A 19,890-nucleotide genomic window follows, 5' to 3' on the forward strand; every position below is an offset into this window, starting at 1 on the left:
TAAAAGCGTGCTATTCTATTGCGCTAACTATTTATTAATACCGAAAGTTAAACGGAGCACATCATGGCCAGCCGTGGAATTAACAAAGTAATCTTGGTAGGGAACTTAGGTAACGACCCTGAAATTCGTTACATGCCAAGTGGCGGTGCGGTGGCGAATATCACCGTTGCAACTTCAGAAACTTGGCGCGACAAAGCGACAGGCGAGCCGCGTGAGAAAACAGAATGGCACCGTGTGACGTTATACGGCAAGCTGGCAGAAGTCGCGGGTGAATACCTACGCAAAGGTTCTCAAGTCTACATTGAAGGACAACTGCAAACGCGTAAATGGCAAGACCAAAATGGTCAAGACCGTTATTCAACGGAAGTCGTTGTACAAGGCTACAATGGCATTATGCAAATGTTGGGTGGCCGTCAGCAGCAAGGTGGCGCTCCAGCGATGGGCGGTGCTCCGCAGCAGCAACAAGGTGGTTGGGGTCAGCCTCAACAGCCAGCCGCACAGCCGTCTTACCAAAAACAGGCTCCAGCGCAACAACAGCCAATGCAGTCTCAGCCTCAGTACAATGAGCCGCCAATGGACTTTGACGACGACATTCCGTTCTAAGCCGTCGCTTAATTATATAGACGAAAGCCGCGATTCCCGCGGCTTTTTCAATGACACTTCTCACATCTACTGAGAGTAGATTGTTAACCATTCACTTATCAAGTATATAGAAATAAACGGTATATGATGAATGGAAAAGGAATTCGGTGTTCATGAGGTATACCCCGACTCTCAAACTCAGTACTCGACTTGTAGCCTTCGTTACAATGATCGTTATCAGTGCCATGTTTATCCTCTTTATTGGTGGCACTCTCTCATTTAAAAAGCTTGGTCAGGAATATCTCAACCACTATTTGGCGGGTATTGTCGAAGTGTTGGATAAAGAGATGGAAGATCCTGATGCCGCATATTCTATGCAGCGTTGGATGCCGAAAATGCTGCAAGCTTCCAATATCGTGGAAATGAAGCTTTCTACTGATACTGGGGTGGTCTACCGTTTCAAGGACACCTCGCCGCAAATTGATGTCAATCGCCTTTATGAACAAAGTTATGTGCTGCAGCGCAATCCTGGGTACCGCGTCGAGTTCAAAGCGACACCGCCTTACGTTGGCTTTGGCTATTCGTTTCAAGCGTTGTGGTCGATTACCTTAGCGGTTGGCCTGATCATTTTTTGTTTAATGCGTGGTGTGAAATGGCTGAAAGAGCAGTTATATGGCTCAGAGCTATTGGAAGAGCGCGGACGCATGATTTTGGCTGGGCGAGTAGAGCAATACGCCAAAGGTGACGAGCGAGAGTGGCCATACACGGCAAGTGAAGCGTTAGACGTGCTGATTGAAGAGCTGCGCGATGCACGTCAAGAGCGCAGTCGCTTTGATACGTTTATTCGTACCCAAACTTTTCTGGATAAATTGACGGGCACGGCGAATCGGGTGCTATTTGACAATAAACTGGAATCAGCGCTGCATGAGAGTGGAGCGCAAGGTGCGGTGTTATTGATGCGCATTGCGGATTGGAAAAGTGTGTCAGAAGAAAATGACAAACAAATGGCCGATGAATTTGTTATTGAAGTTGGCAGCCTCATTTCCAATTTGGTTCAGCGTTTTCCTGAAGTGGTCTTCTCACGCTATTACCCGTCCGATTTCGCTCTCTTTATCCCCCATTTAGGGGCCAAAGAAGTGGCCAATCTGGCGTCGCAGTGCATTCGTCAGTTGGAGAAGCTCAATCCTCCTTACCCACTGGATAAAGAAAACTGGTGTCACATTGGTGTCACTATGTATCAGGAGGGGGAACGACACAGCCAAATTATGGATGAAGCGGAAACCGCACTGCGAAGTGCTCAATTACAGAGCAATAATAACTGGAGTCGATTTAAGAAGTGGAATCATATTGACGAAACAAGAGGCAGTGTGAGGTGGCGTACCATTTTTGAGACAGCTATGTCGACTGAAAATGTGCTAGTCTTCGGACAATTGTCTTATTTATTAGACGGTCAGCAGTTAAATCCGTTGCATACTGAGTTAACATGTCGAATTGTTGATCCAGAAAACGGCATTGTGAAAGCCTCTCACTATATGTCTGCTTTGAAGCAGGTTGGGTTTGAGAGTCAAATGGATCGAGCGGTCATCGGCAAAGTGTTTGCTCATTTACGTGCGAATTCTGAGAATATTGGCAAATTGTCACTGAACTTGCACGTCACGCCGTTTGCCAACCGTCATTATTTCAAATGGTTCCGAGACGAACTGCTACAGTTACCTAGTGAGTATCGAACAAAATTGAGTTTTGAGTTTGTTGAAAGTCACTTAGTAAGGCATCTGGATTATATGAGACCTGTAGCAAAAATGTTGTCGGGTTTGGGTTGCCAACTGGTGGTCGGGCAAGCTGGTAGAACCATTGTGAGTACGCATTATTTGAAAGATTTGGGTGTGGATTACTTAAAATTACATCGAAGTCTGACAAAGAAAATAGAACAACGCCATGAAAACCAGTTGTTTGTTCGTAGTATGCTGGGTGCAGGCGCAGGGACGAAAGTGAGAGTCATTGCGGTTGGCGTTGAAACCAAGCAAGAGTGGTCAACGTTGGTTGAGCTTGGCATACATGGTGGACAAGGGCGCTATTTCTCCGTTGAAAATCAGTGGTTACCGCCAGTCGTGACTACTGTGGAAGAAAAACAAACGAAAACGGCAAGACGCAATCGCTGGCGTCGAAAATAAGAAGAAAAACAGATGAATGTGAAGTCATTGCTCGAAAAATTGAGAGGCCAAGCTAACGGCGGGGAGCAGCGTTTTGTCATGCTTCAGCCTGATGCTGTCTACTTTGCCGCTCAAGGCGAGTTGAGTAGCGAAAGTGCCACGTCTCAAGCGCTTTTCGAACTTATCGATGAGAGTTGGGAAAAGGCACTTGAGACAGTATTGCAGTTACAGTTTACGCCTGGTGAAAAGGTGACTGTGTTACTGGCCAGCCATCATTACCAAGTTTTTCAAATAGAAAAGCCAGCGATTCCACGAGAAGAGTGGCCGTCGGCTTTACCTTTCCTAGTCAAAGATCTTATTTCTGAACGCCCAACCGAAATTGTCGCTGACGGACGTTTACTTCCGAATAGCAACAAGCTGCAAGTGTATGTTCTGTCGAAAAAGATCGTGGATAAACTGCTGGATTTGATTGTTCGAAATCAGTGCGAGTTACATTCAATTGTTCCCGAAGATGAAATTTGGGCGCACAGTGCTGGTGAGTTGGCCAATTTTCTTCTACTGCAACGCAGCGCCAAAGGGCAATTCAAACTCGGGGCCTTTGTTGAACATACGCCGATGTTCCAACGAACCATTCGTTCCGTTTTTCCTCCATTAACTGGTGAAGCCGCCAGTGCCCTGCAGCTTGATGGGTTGGCACTGGAGCTACAACGTTCCATCGATTATCTGTCATCACAAATTAAAGGCGTCTCGCTCAATCAGCTTAAAATTTGCTGTGATGAAGAAGATCACGCAGAACTTGTCTCGGCGCTCAACGAGCGCTTAAGTGCGAATGCATCAGTATTAGATGAAGAGGGAAGGCTCTCTGGCAACATCGTTGTGGATTGTGCAGCGCAGCTCGGTATGGCTGAAATCAATCTGTATCCTGAGCACCTTAAGCCTAAAAAAGAGCTGTTCACGCTCAACAATGTAGTGGCGGGCTGGGGGGGGATCGCGGCGATTTTCTTGATGGTGTACGCCTTCGCGTTATGGCAGCAGCGCGCCGTCGATAATCAACTTGCCAGTGTGCAAGCGGAATCCCAACAACTGACTCAGCAGCATAATCAACTGCAAGCCAAGTTAGACCAGCATAAACCTTCTTCAGAAAAAATGGCGGCGGTGGAGCGTTTAAAAGTAAAAGTTCGAGCGCAAGAAGCGTCGTTAAACGCGATTAGCCAATACGATACGTCATTGCAAACAGGGTATTCTGGCATGATGTTGTCGTTAGCGAAGCTCGGTAGGAATGACATTTCGCTGACGGACATCAGTGTGGTGGGGGCGAATTTAGACGTGAAAGGCCTTGCGATCAGCGCCAATGCGGTGCCGAACTGGGTAAACCAGTTTAAGCATGAACTGCCTCTGGTTGGTCGCAGCTTTGATAAGGTGAAAATCGGACGTAACGAAGACGATGTCATCACGTTCGAACTCAAAACGAAAGCAGAAGGTAAAGGCCAATGAAGCAGCAGTGGAATGCTTGGAATGACAAGTTTCTTGCCTTAAGTAGCCGAGAGAAGTGGCTGATTACGCTCTGTGGTTTGGTGGTGACTGTACTGCTGTTGTTTACCTTGGTGATTGAGCCTGCTTGGAAGCAGTTAGCGGCGAAAAAAGAACAATTGAGTAGCACCATTCAGCATAATCAGAAGCTACAAGGCGACATTCTGGTAATTCAGGCTAAGCTCAATAAAGACCCAAATAGAGAAATTGACATCGAAATGAAGAGCTTATTGGCGCGAAGTCAAGAACTCGGCATGCAGTTGTCCGAAGTGATTGGCAATCTGCTTTCTCCTAGCCAAATGGCGGAATTGCTGGAGACGGTGCTCGATAAAAGTAGTGGTGTTAAGTTGATTTCATTGGAGTCGTTGCGTGCAGAGCCAATAGAGGGTAACCCAGAAAATTCTGAGTATTCGGGGTATTACGTTCACCCTGTACGATTAGAAATGACAGGCGACTTTTTCGCGATTCAAGGCTATTTGAGTAAGCTTGAGAATTTGCCAGTGAAATACTATTGGCGACGCTTCCACTACCAAGTAGAGGAGTATCCTCAAGCTCGTGTGGTGTTGGAAGTTTATACGTTAGGAACAAGACAGGAGTTTATTGGTGGTTAGATTTCTTCTGTTATCACTGTGTTTCGCTGGTGGAAATGCGTATGCGACTCAAGATCCAACGGCTCCGCTAGGTTGGACGAAGCCCGCTCAAACCAAGCCAAGTGCACAGAGACAATATCGCTTACCGACGTTACAAAGCATCGTATGTCAGTCACCGAAAGAGTGTGTCGCGATTTTAAATGACGATGTGGTCAGTGTGGGCGAAACCATACGCGGTTATAAAGTCACTCAAATTGATTCTGATGTGGTGACATTAAAGCGAGGCTCCAAGCTGTGGAAATTAGAGCTTTTTAATCTGGATATAAAAGAATAATAAGGTTTGAATCAAATGCGCAAGATTGTAGTTGGAATTATCATTGCCTCGCTAATGGGGTGCTCTATGGGGCACAGAGATCCCGTTGAAGTCAAACAGACCTTAAACCAGTCCATCAATGAGGCAAATAGCCGAGCACTGGATCAGTTGCCACCTTCTGTGGAAGAGGACTTAATGCCGGAGCTGGAAGCGGCCAATACGGCAGGCAGCAATACGGTGAAGCGTTTTCGCATTAAAGCCAGTGGGGTTGAAGCTAGGCAGTTTTTCACCTCCCTGATTAAAGGCACGGAATTCAGTGTCGCAGTTCATCCCGATGTAACAGGGCGTATCACGCTGAATGTCAGCGATGTGACGCTCGATGATATCTTATTGATCGTACAAGATATGTATGGCTACGATGTGATTAAAACGGGCAAGGTTATTCAAGTTTATCCTGCGGGTTTACGCACCGTGACCATCCCGGTCGATTATATCCAGTTTCAACGTTCTGGTCGCTCTTTAACCAGTATCGTGACCGGCTCTGTGACCTCGACGGGCTCTACCAGCTCCGGCGGTGATTCTGATTCTAATTCCAATAACAGTTCGAACAACTCCAATAACAGCGGAGACAACACAACCACAGCCAGTGGTGGCACCCGCATTGAAACCATTACGGAAAGTGATTTCTGGCCGTTATTGCAACAAGCGGTGGCGGGCTTAATTGGTTCTGGTAAAGGACAAAGTGTCGTCGTGACACCTCAAGCTGGGGTGATTACTGTTCGTGCTTTCCCAGATGAGATTCGCGAAGTAAGGCAATTCCTCGGTATTTCTCAAGAACGCATGCAGCGCCAAGTCATTCTTGAAGCCAAAATTCTTGAAGTCACCCTGAGTGACGGCTATCAACAGGGGATCAATTGGTCGAACATCTCGGCGTCGATTGGTAATTCTGGCAGCATCGTAGTGAACAGACCGGGCTCTACCGTATTACCTGGCTTAGATGCCATTGGTTCACTGCTCGGTGGGCAAACCAATGTAACGATCTCTGATGGTAGCTTTGAAGCGGTATTAAGTTTCATGTCTACTCAAGGTGACTTGAACGTGCTTTCTAGCCCGCGTGTTACCGCATCGAACAACCAGAAAGCGGTCATCAAAGTGGGTAACGATCAGTATTACGTCACTGCACTTTCGAGTAATGCAGGCAATGGTGAAAACTCCAATGCCGTCCCTGAAGTGACGCTCACGCCATTTTTCTCGGGTATTTCTCTCGATGTGACGCCACAAATTGACGATAAGGGCAATGTGTTCTTGCATGTACACCCTGCGGTGATTGAAGTGGAAGAAGAAACCAAACAATTGAATCTGGGGGGCGACTTCCAAAACGTCACTCTTCCCTTAGCCAAAAGTTCAATTCGTGAATCTGATTCGGTGATTCGTGCTCGTGATGGTGACGTGGTGGTTATTGGTGGTTTGATGAAATCGAACACGATTGAACGTGTGTCTAAAGTACCATTTTTGGGTGATATTCCAGCCTTGGGCCACCTGTTCCGCAATACATCGAACTTAACGCAAAAAACGGAACTGGTTATTTTGCTTAAGCCAACGGTAGTGGGTGTGAATACTTGGCAGAAAGAGTTAGAGCGTTCAAGGGATCTGCTTCAAGAATGGTTCCCTGATCAGCAGTAGTTTAACCATGTATTTGCAGCACTTTGGTTTTCACACTCAGCCTTTTTCGCAAACCCCAAACACCGAGTTGTTTTTGGGGTTAGCACCGCACTTTGAAGCGATTCAAACCGTCATGGCGGCGCTGGACATGGGAGAGGGGATCGTCAAAGTGACTGGGGAAGTGGGCACAGGTAAAACCATGGTATGCCGCATGTTGATTGATCAACTCAGTGATAAGGTGAACTTGGTTTATCTGCCGAATCCCGTGTTGAGTGGCCATGAAATGCAAATGGCTATTGCGCGCGAAATGGGGCTAAAAACCTATGACAGTGTGAGTTTGGTACCACAGATCCAAGACCGTTTGATAGGCATGCGCCAGCGTGGTATGCGTACTGTGTTGTTAGTGGATGAAGCTCAAGCATTACCGCTCGAAGCGATGGAAGCATTGCGTCTGTTTGGCAACTTAGAAACCGAGCAAGAGAAATTGTTACAGATAGTGCTGTTTGGTCAGCCTGAGCTCGATGAACGTATCGCCCAGCATGAGTTAAGGCAATTTCGTCAGCGTATAACGTTTAGCTGCCAACTACGGCCACTGACGATTGAAGAAGGCGTTGCCTTTATCGATAGTCGCCTAGCGAAGGCGGGAGATGGTGATCAGCAATACCTCACCACAGAGCAAAAAAAAGCACTTTGGCGCGGGGCCGGTGGCATTCCTCGTTTAATCAACCAGTTGTGCCATAAGGCGTTTTTGTTGGCCTATATGCAACAACAGAAAAATGTCACTAATCAACATTTATTTACCGCGATTCATGACACTTATGATGCGTGTAAACCTTTGTTTAAAACCCCGGTACTGTGGGGATGGAGAGCATCTTGAGCGAAATAAACAAAGCGCTTGCTGAATTGGCAAGTCAAAAGTCGCAACCTGCTCAATTGCAAAGAGCGGAGCTGCCAAAAGTGACCTCGGTGAAACCGATTGTATGGATTGCCACTGGATTCGGTTTGAGCTTAGCCGTTGGGGGCTGGGCAATCACACAATCCGCGCCTGGTAGCCAAAATTACTCTGAGCCTGTGACTACGACGGTTGTTACGGTTGCCGAAGAAACCTTACGCTCTCCGACACAAAAAACACCATCCGAGGGCGCGCAAAGTGTCACTGTTTCTCAGCCGAACATTGTCACGACTGCGCGAGTGGAGAAGGCAACATCAGTCGCTCCCTCTTCAGTAAAACCTGCAACAGCGCCAAGCAAGTCGGAAACAACGCTGGTAGCAAAAGCCGTTACGAAACCATCGGCTACGGAAAATCAGTCGGTTTCTCACGCAGCACAAAGCCAAGAGAAGGCTCAAGCCCCCGCGGTGCAGAATGCGCCTGCTGTGGAAAACAGCATGTTGGTTGAACAAGTTGAGTTAACCCAAGAACAGCTAGCCGAAAAAGCCATTGGTCGAGCGGAAAAAGCGCTGGATGCCAATAACTTGCAAAATGCTTTGTCTGCCTACAGCGACGCTCTGCGCCATACACCCAACAACGAAGTGGTGAGACAGAAATTAGCGGCACTCTATTTTGGTAAAGGAGACAGCCGCAAAGCGTATGAATTGCTTCAGGCTGGGATTGCTCTCAATCCAGAGGGGGAAACCTTACGCATTGCATTAAGCAAAATGCTGATCAAAGCCAATCAAAACGAAGCTGCACTAACCCCATTGGTGGCACTTTACGATGATTCTGGGAAAGAATATCTCGCGATGCGCGCCGCGTTAGCACAAAAAATTAAGAAAGATGACATTGCATTAGAGAGCTATCAGCGCCTAAGCCAAATGGACAGCGAAAATGCACGCTGGTGGCTGGGATTGGCGATTCAACAAGAGCGGGCATTGGATTTCAAATCGGCGCAAGTGTCTTATCAAGCCGCATTGAGTAAAGTTGGAATATCCAATCAATCACAACGTTTTATCAAAGATAGACTCGCGCTGTTACAAAATTTGGAGAGTGCACAATGAAAGTAAGATTAAGAAAGCGACTTGGTGATCTTCTTGTTGAGGAAGGCATTATCAATGAAGCGCAACTTGATCAAGCACTCGGCGCACAAAGAAGTGGTGGGCGTAAGCTTGGCGATACGCTGATTGATTTAGGTTTTTTGTCTGAGCAACAGATGCTGGCGTTTTTGTCTCAGCAACTTGATCTGCCTTTAATTGACTTAAATCGAGCTACGGTCGATATCGATGCAGTGCAGTTGCTACCAGAAGTGCATGCTCGTCGTTTACGTGCATTGGTGATAGGCCGTAACGGCGACACGCTGCGCATTGCGATGAGTGATCCTGCCGACCTTTTTGCACAAGAAGCGTTGATCGGTCAGCTAGGACAATATGGCATTGAGTTTGTTATCGCGCCAGAAAGGCAGCTGGTGGAAGGCTTTGATCGCTATTATCGCCGTACCAAAGAGATCGCCAACTTTGCGGAGCAGTTGCAAGCGGAACACCAAGTCAACGACGCATTTGATTTCAATATTGAAGATGACGACAGTGATGAGGTGACCGTCGTTAAGCTCATCAACTCGATGTTTGAAGACGCCATCCAGGTGGGGGCATCGGATATCCATATCGAACCGGATGCCAATGTATTGCGTTTGCGCCAGCGTATTGATGGCGTGCTACACGAAACCTTGCTAAATGAAGTCAACATCGCGCCAGCATTGGTACTGAGATTAAAACTCATGGCCAACTTGGATATTTCCGAAAAACGTCTGCCGCAAGATGGCCGTTTTAACATCCGCTCCAAAGGTCAGTCGGTGGATATCCGTATGTCGACCATGCCAGTTCAGTATGGTGAATCGGTGGTGATGCGTTTGCTCAATCAATCTTCCGGAGTCAGAAAATTAGAAGACTCAGGTTTGCCGGACGATCTTTTAGTGCGCCTACGCCGACAGTTGAAACGTCCGCACGGCATGATCCTCGTAACTGGCCCTACGGGTTCTGGTAAAACCACTACGCTGTATGGTGCTCTAACAGAACTCAACCAACCGGGCAAGAAGATCATCACGGCGGAAGATCCGGTCGAATATCGTTTGTCACGCGTCAACCAAGTGCAGATCAATCCAAAGATCAACCTTGATTTCTCCACCGTGTTAAGAACGTTCCTCCGTCAGGATCCCGATATCATTTTGATTGGTGAGATGCGTGACCATGAAACGGTTGAAATTGGCCTGCGAGCGGCGCTGACCGGTCACTTGGTATTGAGTACCTTACACACCAATGACGCCGTAGACAGTGCGCTTCGTATGATTGATATGGGTGCTCCGGGTTATCTGGTCGCGAGTGCTGTACGTGCTGTGGTCGCGCAGCGATTGGTGCGCCGTGTCTGTCCGGATTGCAAAACAGAAGATCACGTTGGCGAGTCACGTAAAGCGTGGTTGGCACAGCGATTCCCGAATCAAGTGGAAGCAGGCTTTGTGAAAGGGCGCGGTTGTCAAAACTGTAACTTAACAGGTTATCGCGGCCGTATTGGTGTGTTTGAAATGCTGGAACTTGAACATGGAATGATGGACGCGTTGCGCGCCAATGATGCCGTCGAGTTTGCGCATGCTGCGCGTCGTTCTCCTGGCTATAAACCTCTGTTAGCGTCGGCAATGGAGCTGGCGCTACAAGGCGTAGTGAGCTTAGAAGAAGTGATGAATTTAGGCGAAGGTGACTCCTCTGGGGTTGCTGAAGCGATCATTATGTAAGGTTAAACCATGGCAACCTTTCATTACCAAGGCAGAACGCTTGATGGCAACAAAGCCAATGGACAAATCGATGCGGTGACCTCAGAAGCGGCTGCTGAGCAACTGATGAACCGGGGGATCATCCCAGTATCGATAACTCAAGGTAAAACGGGGGCTGGGCTCGATTTTGATCTCAATGCGTTATTCGCTCCAGCGGTGCCATTGGAGATCTTGGTGCTCTTTTGTCGCCAGTTGTACAGCTTGACCAAAGCAGGGGTGCCATTACTGCGTTCGATGCGTGGTTTGGTGCAAAATTGTGAGAATAAGCAACTTAAGGCTGCCCTTGAAGAGGTCGTGGCGGAATTGACCAATGGTCGCAGTTTATCGGCGTCCATGCAGTTACACTCAAAAGTGTTTAGCCCTTTATTCGTCTCAATGATTCATGTTGGGGAAAATACGGGTCGACTGGATCAGGCTTTATTGCAACTAGCCAATTATTACGAGCAAGAGCTGGAAACGCGTAAGCGAATTAAAACCGCCATGCGTTACCCAACTTTTGTGATCAGCTTTATTGTGGTGGCGATGTTTATCCTCAACGTCAAAGTGATCCCACAGTTTGCGTCGATGTTCAGTCGATTTGGGGTGGATTTGCCATTGCCAACGAGAATTCTGATTGGCATGTCAGAATTTTTTGTTAACTACTGGATGCTGTTGGCGGGATTCATCGTAGGGCTTATCTTTGGCTTCAAAGCCTGGGTCGCGACGGCGGATGGCCGAGAGCGTTGGGATAAATGGCGATTAAAGTTCCCCGTGGTTGGCGGGGTGGTCAACCGTGCTCAGCTGTCGCGTTTTTCACGCACGTTTGCGCTGATGCTCAAAGCGGGCGTGCCACTGAATCAGTCACTGGCATTGTCGGCAGAAGCGATGGGCAACCGTTACTTAGAGCTGAAGATCCTTAAAATGAAAGCCGACATTGAAGCGGGTAGCCAAGTCTCTGTTACGGCGATAAACAGCGGTATTTTTACCCCTTTGGTGATTCAGATGATTTCCGTTGGGGAAGAGACGGGTCGTATTGACGAGCTCTTGATGGAAGTAGCGGATTTCTATGATCGAGAAGTGGATTATGATCTGAAAACCCTTACGGCTCGCATTGAACCGATTCTATTGGTGATCGTGGCGGGCATGGTATTGGTGTTGGCGCTGGGTATATTCCTACCAATGTGGGGAATGCTCGATGTTATCAAAGGTTAGCGTGTGATTCGGGATAGTCATCGTGCCAGCCTAGTGCTTTGGTTGGCATTAGTATTGGTGATGATGGCGGTATTTGTGCAGTGGTGGCGACCGGTTGAATCGGAGGCATCTAAAACGGCAGCCCAAGTCTCAGTCAAGAGAATGTTAGAGCGAGCAAACCTGTATAAGCAGGAATGGCTCTTGCAGGGAAAACCTAAGCAGATAGAGATGGATGGACAAGCCATTCCTCTTTCTACTTATGGGTGGGTGCCCTTAATTAGTGAAAATGGGCAGCCAGATTGTCAGAGATGGTTAGACTTTCACTCTCCAGAACGTCGTATTTTGGAATCTCATTTAACCAATGTAAGCGAAAGTAAGATAAATGAAGCCTATCAATGTCAATTTAACTACCAGAATGGCTTATTGATTGTGGTAAGTCAGCAACATAAGATATTGAAAATTAGTGTCGAAAATATGGCAGAATGATATTTTTTGACGCATTAGTCTATTTTGATATTCAAAGATAGGTATAATAGCCGAAAACCTATAAGTGAAAGGTTGAGTATGAAACAAAATCAAAACGGTTTTTCTTTGGTTGAATTGGTTGTGGTGATTGTGGTTGTCGGTTTATTGGCAGTTGCAGCGCTACCACGATTCTTGGATGTCACTGACGCTGCGAAGAAAGCCAGTATTGAAGGTGTTGCAGGTGGATTTGCGACGGGGGTTTTATCTGCGCGCGCGCAGTGGGAAGCCGAAGCTCGTCCGTCAAGAAACATCAATAGCCAAGAGCAAAATACCGTCAACTACGATGGTGTCGATTTTTGGTTAACGCGTTCTAAAGACGCTTCGAATGCCGATACGGGCTTCCGAGATGGTTATCCTTGGGGCTTGGCGGGCAACTTTGCGAGCTATCCAGCAGCGCTAACTGGCCAAATGTGTGTAGACTTAATGGAGAACCTTCTACAAAACCCACCAAAGGTTGGTATTGAAGGCTCAGGCACCACAAGTGATAACGGCTTCAAATATTCCGCATCGGCTGACTCAGCAAATGCTAAATGTACTTATATTCAACTTGACGGCAACACTAAGCATCAGTTTGAATATGAAGCGAAAAATGGTCGTGTGACCGTAACTTTGCAGTAACCCTGCGCGATTTAAACATAGAGAGAGAACACTATGAAAAGACAAGGCGGTTTCACCCTGATTGAGTTAGTTGTGGTGATTGTAATTCTAGGTATTTTGGCAGTAACTGCGGCTCCGCGTTTTCTAAATCTGCAGGATGATGCGCGTTCAGCAGCTGCGGAAGGACTTAAAGGTGCCATTGCTGGCGCTGCTGGTATTGTTTATGGTAAATCGGCGATTAACGGAACTGAAAATGCTCAAACATCATCTGTGACCGTTGATGGCACTGTTATTGCTACAACATTTGGCTACCCTGCGCAAACATCAGCAGCACTTTCTGCTGTAGTTTCTGGTTTGGCTACAGATTGGACATTGGTGAGTGGTGCAACTAATGGCATTGGTTATGGTTTTACTGCGTCTAATGCAGACTGTCATGTAACTTACCAAGCACCAGCAAGCAGTGCTGGTGAGCCTACAATTTCTTTAGTTAATTGTAACTAAGTTATCGAAATAAAAGGCCAGCTTAGCTGGCCTTTTATTTCTGCCGAACAGCGTAAGCTATGATAAAGCGTGCACAAGCTGGTTTTACTCTCGTCGAGCTGATCGTGGTGATTCTACTGATCAGTATCGTCTCTGCTTATGCTGCCAGTCGCTATATTGGCACTGGCAGTTTTTCTGCGTATGCCGCGCAAGAGCAGGCGATTTCGATCATTCGTCAGCTTCAAGTCTATCGTATGCAGTCCAACACCACGAATTCTGCCAATCCAAATTTTGAGTTAACCGCCAGCGGTGGTTGTTTAGGCTCAACCGCAGGTTGTTCTGCTGCCGCCACGCCTCAGGCTGCGGAATCACGTAGTGATGTGATGCGCCTTGATGGTGTTTCCGTCTCCTCGACAATTTCTCCTATTCGCTTTGATTTGCGTGGTAATCCATTGCAGACCAACGGTTCTGCTCTTAACAGTGTCACCATTACCTTTACGGCTTCCGGAGAAAGTGCGGCAGTTTGTATCAATAGCCAAGGCTACGTGAGTGGCGGGAGCTGCTGATGAAAAAACACCAAGGAATGACGCTCATCGAAAGTATTGTGGCGATGGTATTGATTGCCGTTGCTATGGTGACCTTGACCAGTTTGCTCTTTCCCAATGTAAAAAATTCCGCTGCGCCGCACTACCAAACGCGTGCCATTGCCCTAGGACAGGGTTTTATGAGCCAAATTCTCGCACGCGGTTTTGATCACAACAGCAATTTTGATGGTGGCAGTACACGTTGCGGTGAAGACGGTGTGTTGTGCACTGCTGCTGATGGTTTAGGCGCAGAAGAATCACAAGTGATCGATTATAACGATGTCGACGATTATATTGGTTGTTGGTATACCACCAATACCCAATCTCAATGCCCTGCAGGTTCGGTTCAAAAATCATTAGCGGATGTCTTTGGCAGTACCATCAACACGGAATATCCAAATTTTCGGGTTGATGTGCGTGTGTTCTACGATGGCAACATGGATGGCAGTGAAGATGGGGCGGTGAGTACGTTAAAGCGCATTGAAATGGCAATACACGCCGGTCAATACGGGCCGTATCCTCTCGTGGCGTATAAGGGGAACTACTGATGAGTTCTCGTGGTTTTACCCTAGTGGAAATGGTGCTGACGTTAATTGTCGGTAGCATTTTGGTGCTGGGCATTGCTGGTTTCGTTGAGCTCGGGACAAAAGGCTATGCGGACTCAGTAGACAGGCAGCGTATCCAAACACAAGCCCAATTTGTGTTAGAGAAGTTGTCTCGTGAATTTCGTCATGCTGTGCCGAACAGTTTCAGTGGCAGCGGCAATTGCTTGTCTTTTTATCCAATTGTCTATTCGGGCTTTTACGCCGTGAAAGGCAACGATATTCAATTTTTGATAGGCAATACGAGTGTCACGCCACCGTTGGCTAACGGGCTAAGCTTGGTCATTAATCCAAGTCGTCAGCAAGACCTCGTTAGCGATTCATTTGATGTCTCAGGGTTAATTAACGACGCGGGTTATTTTGCGGTGTCAAACCAAGCCGCCAGCTTAGAAAGTAATTCCATCAACCGTCGACACTATATTTTTAACGCCAATGGCCGTGTTGAATATTGTTTTACCGCAGGGCGGATCAGTCGCAATGGTGTGCAAGTCGCCGATAGTGTTTCCGCAGCAAGCTTCAACTACCTAGAGCCGACACTGCAGCGTGGTGGGTTAGTGCATATCAAGCTGACGTTTACGCAAAATGATGAATCGAGTCATTACCAACAAGATGTGCAGGTGCTCAATGTCCCCTAATCGACGTAAGCAACAAGGAAACATGCTGGTGGTCGCCATCTTCGTCATTGTGGTGATGGGTTTTCTCGCCTCTTCATTGACGCGTATTAACTGGTCTAACAGCGATAATTTAACGCGTGAACAGTTAGGGACTCAAGCATGGCTCATGGCGCAATCGGCCAATGAGTGGGCGTTAACTCAGCTCTACCCACTTGGCGTATCAGCCTCGGTGTCTACTGCGTGTGCTACCATTCAAGGTGCAACGCCAAGTGTCAGCGTCAATAGCCCTTGCCGCAATCCACAAATTAGTTGCCAATCCATTGGTACATTGCAAGGTGAGACTTTTTATCGCCTTGAGGCGAGCGCAGTCTGCGGGAGTGGTATAGTTGAAGTAGAGCGCCGGCAAGAAGTATGGGTGAAGGAATGAGTAAAATCAAAGTGATGCTTCGTTGTTTTGGATTGATTCTGATATTTTTTAGTCAGTTCAGTGTAGCCGCTAGTTGTTTAGGGCATAAAAGCTTTACCGTGAGTTTTGAAGTAACCGCAACAGACGACAATCAATATGTCCAAATGATGAAAAACGGCAATCAGCCTAAGGAAGTCATTTGGTATACGAAGGCGACAATTGCTCCTGCCACAGAGCATATTTTCCAAGAAAAATCGCTCGTAACTGGTCACAAGTATGAAGTAATTATCACACAAGACCAAACGTTGGGGGTGAGTCAATACTATTTAAGGCAGTTGACGCCTTTGTTAGGTAGCTGGGAACTCAAACAGCAAAGTGATAAAGGTTTTACTAATGGTTATCTTGAACCATCAGAGTCCGATTCTATTCTGATTGCAGATACAGATTGTCAACCTGTGATCTCTCCTCCTATCGTACCGCCTTCATTTTTCGATGATGCACGCTTTGAATTTGGAGAAATAAAACAAAGTGATTGCTACAGTGGATGCTCTATTAATTTTATAAAAGAATATAGAACAACCCCCATTGTTATATTGATGCCGTCAATTGATGGGGTTGACTTATCAAATGACGAGCCATCTTCTGTGTTTGTGAAAGCTATCGGACTTGATGGTGCTTCAATCGTGCAGAAAATGCCCGCATCAGTCAGCAATAATCCTACCGCTATGCAGCCAGTTTACTATTTTGTCGCAGAGCCGGGGTATGTCACATTAGACTCGCGCTTAGGAAATAGTTTTCGTGCTCAGGTGGGTAGTTATAACATCACTGATTATCAAGCCAAAGGGGCAGACGCAGGAGAAAGTTGGTTCGATGCCGATTTTTCAGCCAACTTTGCTTCCGGAACACCTTTAGTACTTACTCAACTGCAAAGTTCACATCAACCTAATCTTTGGGCCACAACGGCAGTTAGAAATGTGACTTTTCGGGATTTTGATGTGGCTTTAGAGATAGGCCAGCAAGCCATTAAACCCTCCTCGCCACAGAAAGTGGGATATTTTGCGGCAGTCCCACAAACGGGTTTAACAACGGAGGGGCAAAAATATGAAATAGCGTTGCCTTCGGGATTATATGGGCAATCTAATGGCAATAATACTGAAGAGTACTTGCAATGGTCATGTAGTAATAATTACCTTAATTTTTCGGATTCATTTGATAAATATGGTGTTATCGTCAACAAACAAACGCGAAACGGTGGAGATGGTGGCTGGCTTAGGTTGTGTGATTTAAGTAAGAAGGATAGTTTTAGTTTTGTATTTGATGAGGATAAGGGCAGCCGTCGACACGGTGAAAAAGAAAAGGTAGGTTTTTTTGCTTTTGAATTAGAGCACGATTTTTCGTTGGATATTTGTCCTTATGTTCCATCTGTAGCGCAGTCGAATGCGTATCACAATGGTGCTCTATACGATGGTGGGCTAGAGTTTACCAATGGTACTGGCAATATTGCAGTGATACCAGAGAACGATTTGGCTCTTTCATTCGCCTTTAATACTGCGGATATTGCTCAATGTGTTTATCCTAATGGTCAACGTTCTTGTTTGGTTGATAGTGCATTAGTTTATGATCATTTCCCTATCAATCTTAACTCGTATGATACAAGTGGAAGATCCAATATTAGCTGCAGTTCTAGTTCATGTCTGCCGTTAAATGCTGGTATTTATAATAATGTCAACATAAATAAAGATGCGACATTGGTGCTTAATGGTGGTGTGTATTATTTCAACCAGTTGAACTTTAGCGATGATGGTGGGCAGATTACTATAAATGGACCTGTTGAAATTCATTACAAATCTATCCTGCTGCAAAAAAATAATATAAAAGTAAACCAAAGGGGTAACCCAAATAATTTATTAATGATTGGACATGGTCAAAATGCTTTCGTAGAGATAGGTGGAGATAACCTTGAATTTTATGGGTATTGGTATGTCGATTATTTGGCCACCAATAAAGGTGGATTCGATATCTCTGGGGATAACAATAAACTGTATGGCGGTGTTACGGCTTACAGTCTTCGAATGAGTGGATGGACGAACATCTTAAATGGCCAAGTTCCCAGTTCCTGTGACAATCCGCCTCAAGACAATTACACCCTAGAACTCGTGCGAAGTAGTGGTATTGCCTTGACCTGCGAAACCCTAACGCCGACGGTGCGTGTGCTTAACCATGGCGTGTTAGCCACCAATTTCACTGGTTCAGTGACGGTACTTGTTGATGGTGTTGCTCAGCAATTAACACCAGTGAATGGCGTTTTATCACAAACACTGACACTAAGTACAACTCAAACGAAAACGGTGGCGGTTGAAGCTTATATCAATGGCGATCAAGCAAACTCCACAGTCACGGGACAATATGAGTTTGTCCCCTTCAAATTTGCCATTGATGACCAGTATGTTGTCGCGAGTAAGCCTCAATCTGTTGAAGCCCAAGTCATGGCGTGTGACTCAGGAAACGTGGTTGATATTGGCTACAATGGTACGCCCGTTATCACATCAACATTGACCCAGCCATTAGGCGGTATGGGCGTACTGACTTATTCTCCAGTATTTGCTTCTGGTACTAGTACGAGCGATTTGACCTTCACTGATTCTGGAGTTGTGCAAGTGCAGTTGGAAGATGGAAGCTTTGATTGTACTGGAGTGCAAGGTTGCCCTATCGAAGGTTCAAGTACATTAAAAGGCCAGTTCGTTGTGAACTCACGCCCGTGGACGTTTGCTATCTGCAACGCTGACGCTCCCGTGTTGCCCATGGATGGTACTTCATCCTCGGGGACTAAATTCAAACTTGCCTCTGAGCGATTTAACCTTCACGTAAAACCGATTGTTTGGCAGAGCGGTGGTGCTGTCTCAGGAGAGATTGAAACCAGCGGCTACTGTAATGCAGCGATTACCCAAAACTTTTTTGACATAAATGCGCCCAGTGCGGTTGTAGCGATGAACAGTGCCTTGCACTCCCCTTCGGGAGGAAGCACAAGTGTGTTACTTCAAGGAGACAATGGGTTAAGCAAAGTACACAGCAGTGGCAGCGGTAGTGGTACAAATCAATACTATGATTTTACTCAGCTCTATTGGGATGAAGTGGGCAGCTTGAAAGTCATGGCGGATGCGCAGGCTAATTATCTGGGAATGGACATTAACTTGGGCTACCGCAATATTGGCCGATTTGTGCCTGAAAAATTGGTGTTAGCGAGCAATAGTTGGACGTATGCGACCGGGCATTCGGGATTCGCGTACATGAACCAACCCATTGACCATGCTTTTAGTGTTGAGGCACAAAATGCCTCAGATCAAGTGACACAGAATTATGGCTTGTTCGATTCAGCGTATGTTTCAACCGTCTCTTATTTCAATGTTGATAACGCACACAAAGAAATCGTTGATCGGGTGAAAGATTACTCGACGTTAACTTGGCAACAACCTGCTTGGTCTTTAGGGGCGCTCAATGTCACCTTGACGCAGTATGAGTTTGCAAAGAAAGCCATTGCGCCTTCACCTTACACGACTCAAGTCGATGGGCCATATACTCAAGGTTTTGGCTTGTGGACCAGTACGGTGGTGGATGGCGTTGATTTCGAGAATAAAGAGTTGGAAGTGCATGATGGTGGCGCCATCGTCAAATCGGGCAAAACATTTTCTGAGCAGCCAGATTTCCGCTATGGACGCATGCGCTTGCAAGACGTGGGTGGCTTTACTGGCAATCAAATTGAAGTGCCGTTAAGTGCGGAATATTGGAATGGCAGCCAGTTTGTGACCAATGGGGACGATTCTGGCAGTGACTTCGATGGTAGTCAGTTCTGTCGTCAGCTGATTTGGCATAGCCAACCGCAAGCCAGCAGTAATGCTTCGCTCAGTGGCAGCGACACCGTCTCGGCTGGCCGCTCGGATCAACTGTCTGCTCGCCAGTCGACAACGGACATTAATAATCAAATCCGTGAGCAAGTGCGCTTTTGGCTGCGCGTCAGCGATACCAACTTACAAAAAGTCGCTACCACCGATAACGATATTCAGTGCAATGGCAGCGGTGCTCGCCCGTGGCTTCGTTTCAATTGGCGCAATTTAGGCGATGAAGACCCTAACGCTGTCGTCACCTTTGGAATTAACCGTGGAAACGATCGGGTTATTTACAAAGGTGAATCTGGCTTAACGGGCCAATAAATAATGTGGATTTTTTGCGCTAAGTAAGGAATCTGTCAGAAATTGGGGCTTTGAGCCCATGTTTATACTCCAATGCCTTGCTGTCACAGCAAGGCGTTGGTACATTTAGGACAATTTTTATC

Annotated in this window: 18 protein-coding genes; all 18 read left to right on the forward strand. The window is 46.7% G+C overall.

The genetic code is table 11. The features are described 5' to 3' along the window. The first annotated feature begins 63 nt into the window (after positions 1-63). The 18 genes from AOT11_RS08890 (at position 64) to AOT11_RS08975 (ending at position 19,768) form a co-directional block, all read left to right on the forward strand. On the forward strand, positions 64-603 hold the full coding sequence (locus AOT11_RS08890) for a single-stranded DNA-binding protein (RefSeq protein ID WP_011079389.1): 540 nt from the start codon (positions 64-66) through the stop codon (positions 601-603). Positions 604-755: 152 nt separating this feature from the next. After that, entirely contained in the window at positions 756-2,753 is a 1,998-nt protein-coding gene (gene csrD, locus AOT11_RS08895) for an RNase E specificity factor CsrD (protein ID WP_026050228.1), read from the forward strand. A gap of 12 nt (positions 2,754-2,765) precedes the next feature. Beyond that, positions 2,766-4,226 (forward strand): MSHA biogenesis protein MshI, encoded by a 1,461-nt coding sequence (locus AOT11_RS08900; RefSeq protein ID WP_017420062.1) that lies wholly within the window; start codon positions 2,766-2,768, stop codon positions 4,224-4,226. Further along, positions 4,223-4,873 (forward strand): type II secretion system protein GspM, encoded by a 651-nt coding sequence (gene gspM, locus AOT11_RS08905; protein ID WP_017420061.1) that lies wholly within the window; start codon positions 4,223-4,225, stop codon positions 4,871-4,873. Before AOT11_RS08900 ends, gspM begins: the two co-directional genes overlap by 4 nt. Further along, on the forward strand, positions 4,866-5,186 hold the full coding sequence (locus tag AOT11_RS08910) for an MSHA biogenesis protein MshK (protein ID WP_011079393.1): 321 nt from the start codon (positions 4,866-4,868) through the stop codon (positions 5,184-5,186). Before gspM ends, AOT11_RS08910 begins: the two co-directional genes overlap by 8 nt. 15 nt (positions 5,187-5,201) lie before the next feature. Further along, a complete protein-coding gene (mshL, locus tag AOT11_RS08915) occupies positions 5,202-6,848 on the forward strand; it encodes a pilus (MSHA type) biogenesis protein MshL (protein WP_026050229.1) in 1,647 nt (548 codons plus the stop codon). 7 nt (positions 6,849-6,855) lie between these two features. Beyond that, positions 6,856-7,704, forward strand: a complete 849-nt coding sequence (locus AOT11_RS08920; RefSeq protein ID WP_017420059.1) for an ExeA family protein — start codon at positions 6,856-6,858, stop codon at positions 7,702-7,704. Beyond that, on the forward strand, positions 7,701-8,822 hold the full coding sequence (locus AOT11_RS08925) for a tetratricopeptide repeat protein (protein ID WP_017420058.1): 1,122 nt from the start codon (positions 7,701-7,703) through the stop codon (positions 8,820-8,822). Before AOT11_RS08920 ends, AOT11_RS08925 begins: the two co-directional genes overlap by 4 nt. Beyond that, the gene (locus AOT11_RS08930; RefSeq protein WP_017420057.1) at positions 8,819-10,543 is read left to right on the forward strand and encodes a GspE/PulE family protein; all 1,725 of its coding nucleotides are present in this window, start codon (positions 8,819-8,821) and stop codon (positions 10,541-10,543) included. The genes AOT11_RS08925 and AOT11_RS08930 overlap by 4 nt, the downstream gene beginning before the upstream one ends. A gap of 9 nt (positions 10,544-10,552) precedes the next feature. After that, positions 10,553-11,773 (forward strand): type II secretion system F family protein, encoded by a 1,221-nt coding sequence (locus AOT11_RS08935; RefSeq protein WP_017420056.1) that lies wholly within the window; start codon positions 10,553-10,555, stop codon positions 11,771-11,773. Positions 11,774-11,776: 3 nt separating this feature from the next. Continuing rightward, a complete protein-coding gene (locus AOT11_RS08940; RefSeq protein WP_017420055.1) occupies positions 11,777-12,238 on the forward strand; it encodes a hypothetical protein in 462 nt (153 codons plus the stop codon). A gap of 78 nt (positions 12,239-12,316) precedes the next feature. After that, positions 12,317-12,895 (forward strand): prepilin-type N-terminal cleavage/methylation domain-containing protein, encoded by a 579-nt coding sequence (locus tag AOT11_RS08945; protein ID WP_011079400.1) that lies wholly within the window; start codon positions 12,317-12,319, stop codon positions 12,893-12,895. A 33-nt stretch (positions 12,896-12,928) separates the two neighbouring features. Beyond that, positions 12,929-13,375, forward strand: coding sequence for a prepilin-type N-terminal cleavage/methylation domain-containing protein (locus tag AOT11_RS24000; protein WP_017420054.1), 447 nt, complete (start codon positions 12,929-12,931; stop codon positions 13,373-13,375). Positions 13,376-13,434: 59 nt separating this feature from the next. Further along, on the forward strand, positions 13,435-13,920 hold the full coding sequence (locus tag AOT11_RS08955; RefSeq protein WP_017420053.1) for a type II secretion system protein: 486 nt from the start codon (positions 13,435-13,437) through the stop codon (positions 13,918-13,920). Further along, the gene (locus AOT11_RS08960; protein WP_017420052.1) at positions 13,920-14,486 is read left to right on the forward strand and encodes a type IV pilus modification PilV family protein; all 567 of its coding nucleotides are present in this window, start codon (positions 13,920-13,922) and stop codon (positions 14,484-14,486) included. The genes AOT11_RS08955 and AOT11_RS08960 overlap by 1 nt, the downstream gene beginning before the upstream one ends. Next, the gene (locus AOT11_RS08965) at positions 14,486-15,175 is read left to right on the forward strand and encodes a PilW family protein (protein ID WP_017420051.1); all 690 of its coding nucleotides are present in this window, start codon (positions 14,486-14,488) and stop codon (positions 15,173-15,175) included. The genes AOT11_RS08960 and AOT11_RS08965 overlap by 1 nt, the downstream gene beginning before the upstream one ends. Further along, entirely contained in the window at positions 15,165-15,581 is a 417-nt protein-coding gene (locus tag AOT11_RS08970; protein WP_026050230.1) for a hypothetical protein, read from the forward strand. The genes AOT11_RS08965 and AOT11_RS08970 overlap by 11 nt, the downstream gene beginning before the upstream one ends. Then, a complete protein-coding gene (locus AOT11_RS08975; RefSeq protein WP_017420049.1) occupies positions 15,578-19,768 on the forward strand; it encodes a DUF6701 domain-containing protein in 4,191 nt (1,396 codons plus the stop codon). The genes AOT11_RS08970 and AOT11_RS08975 overlap by 4 nt, the downstream gene beginning before the upstream one ends. Positions 19,769-19,890: the final 122 nt, after the last annotated feature.

Source organism: Vibrio vulnificus NBRC 15645 = ATCC 27562, from assembly GCF_002224265.1.
Lineage (GTDB): Bacteria > Pseudomonadota > Gammaproteobacteria > Enterobacterales > Vibrionaceae > Vibrio > Vibrio vulnificus.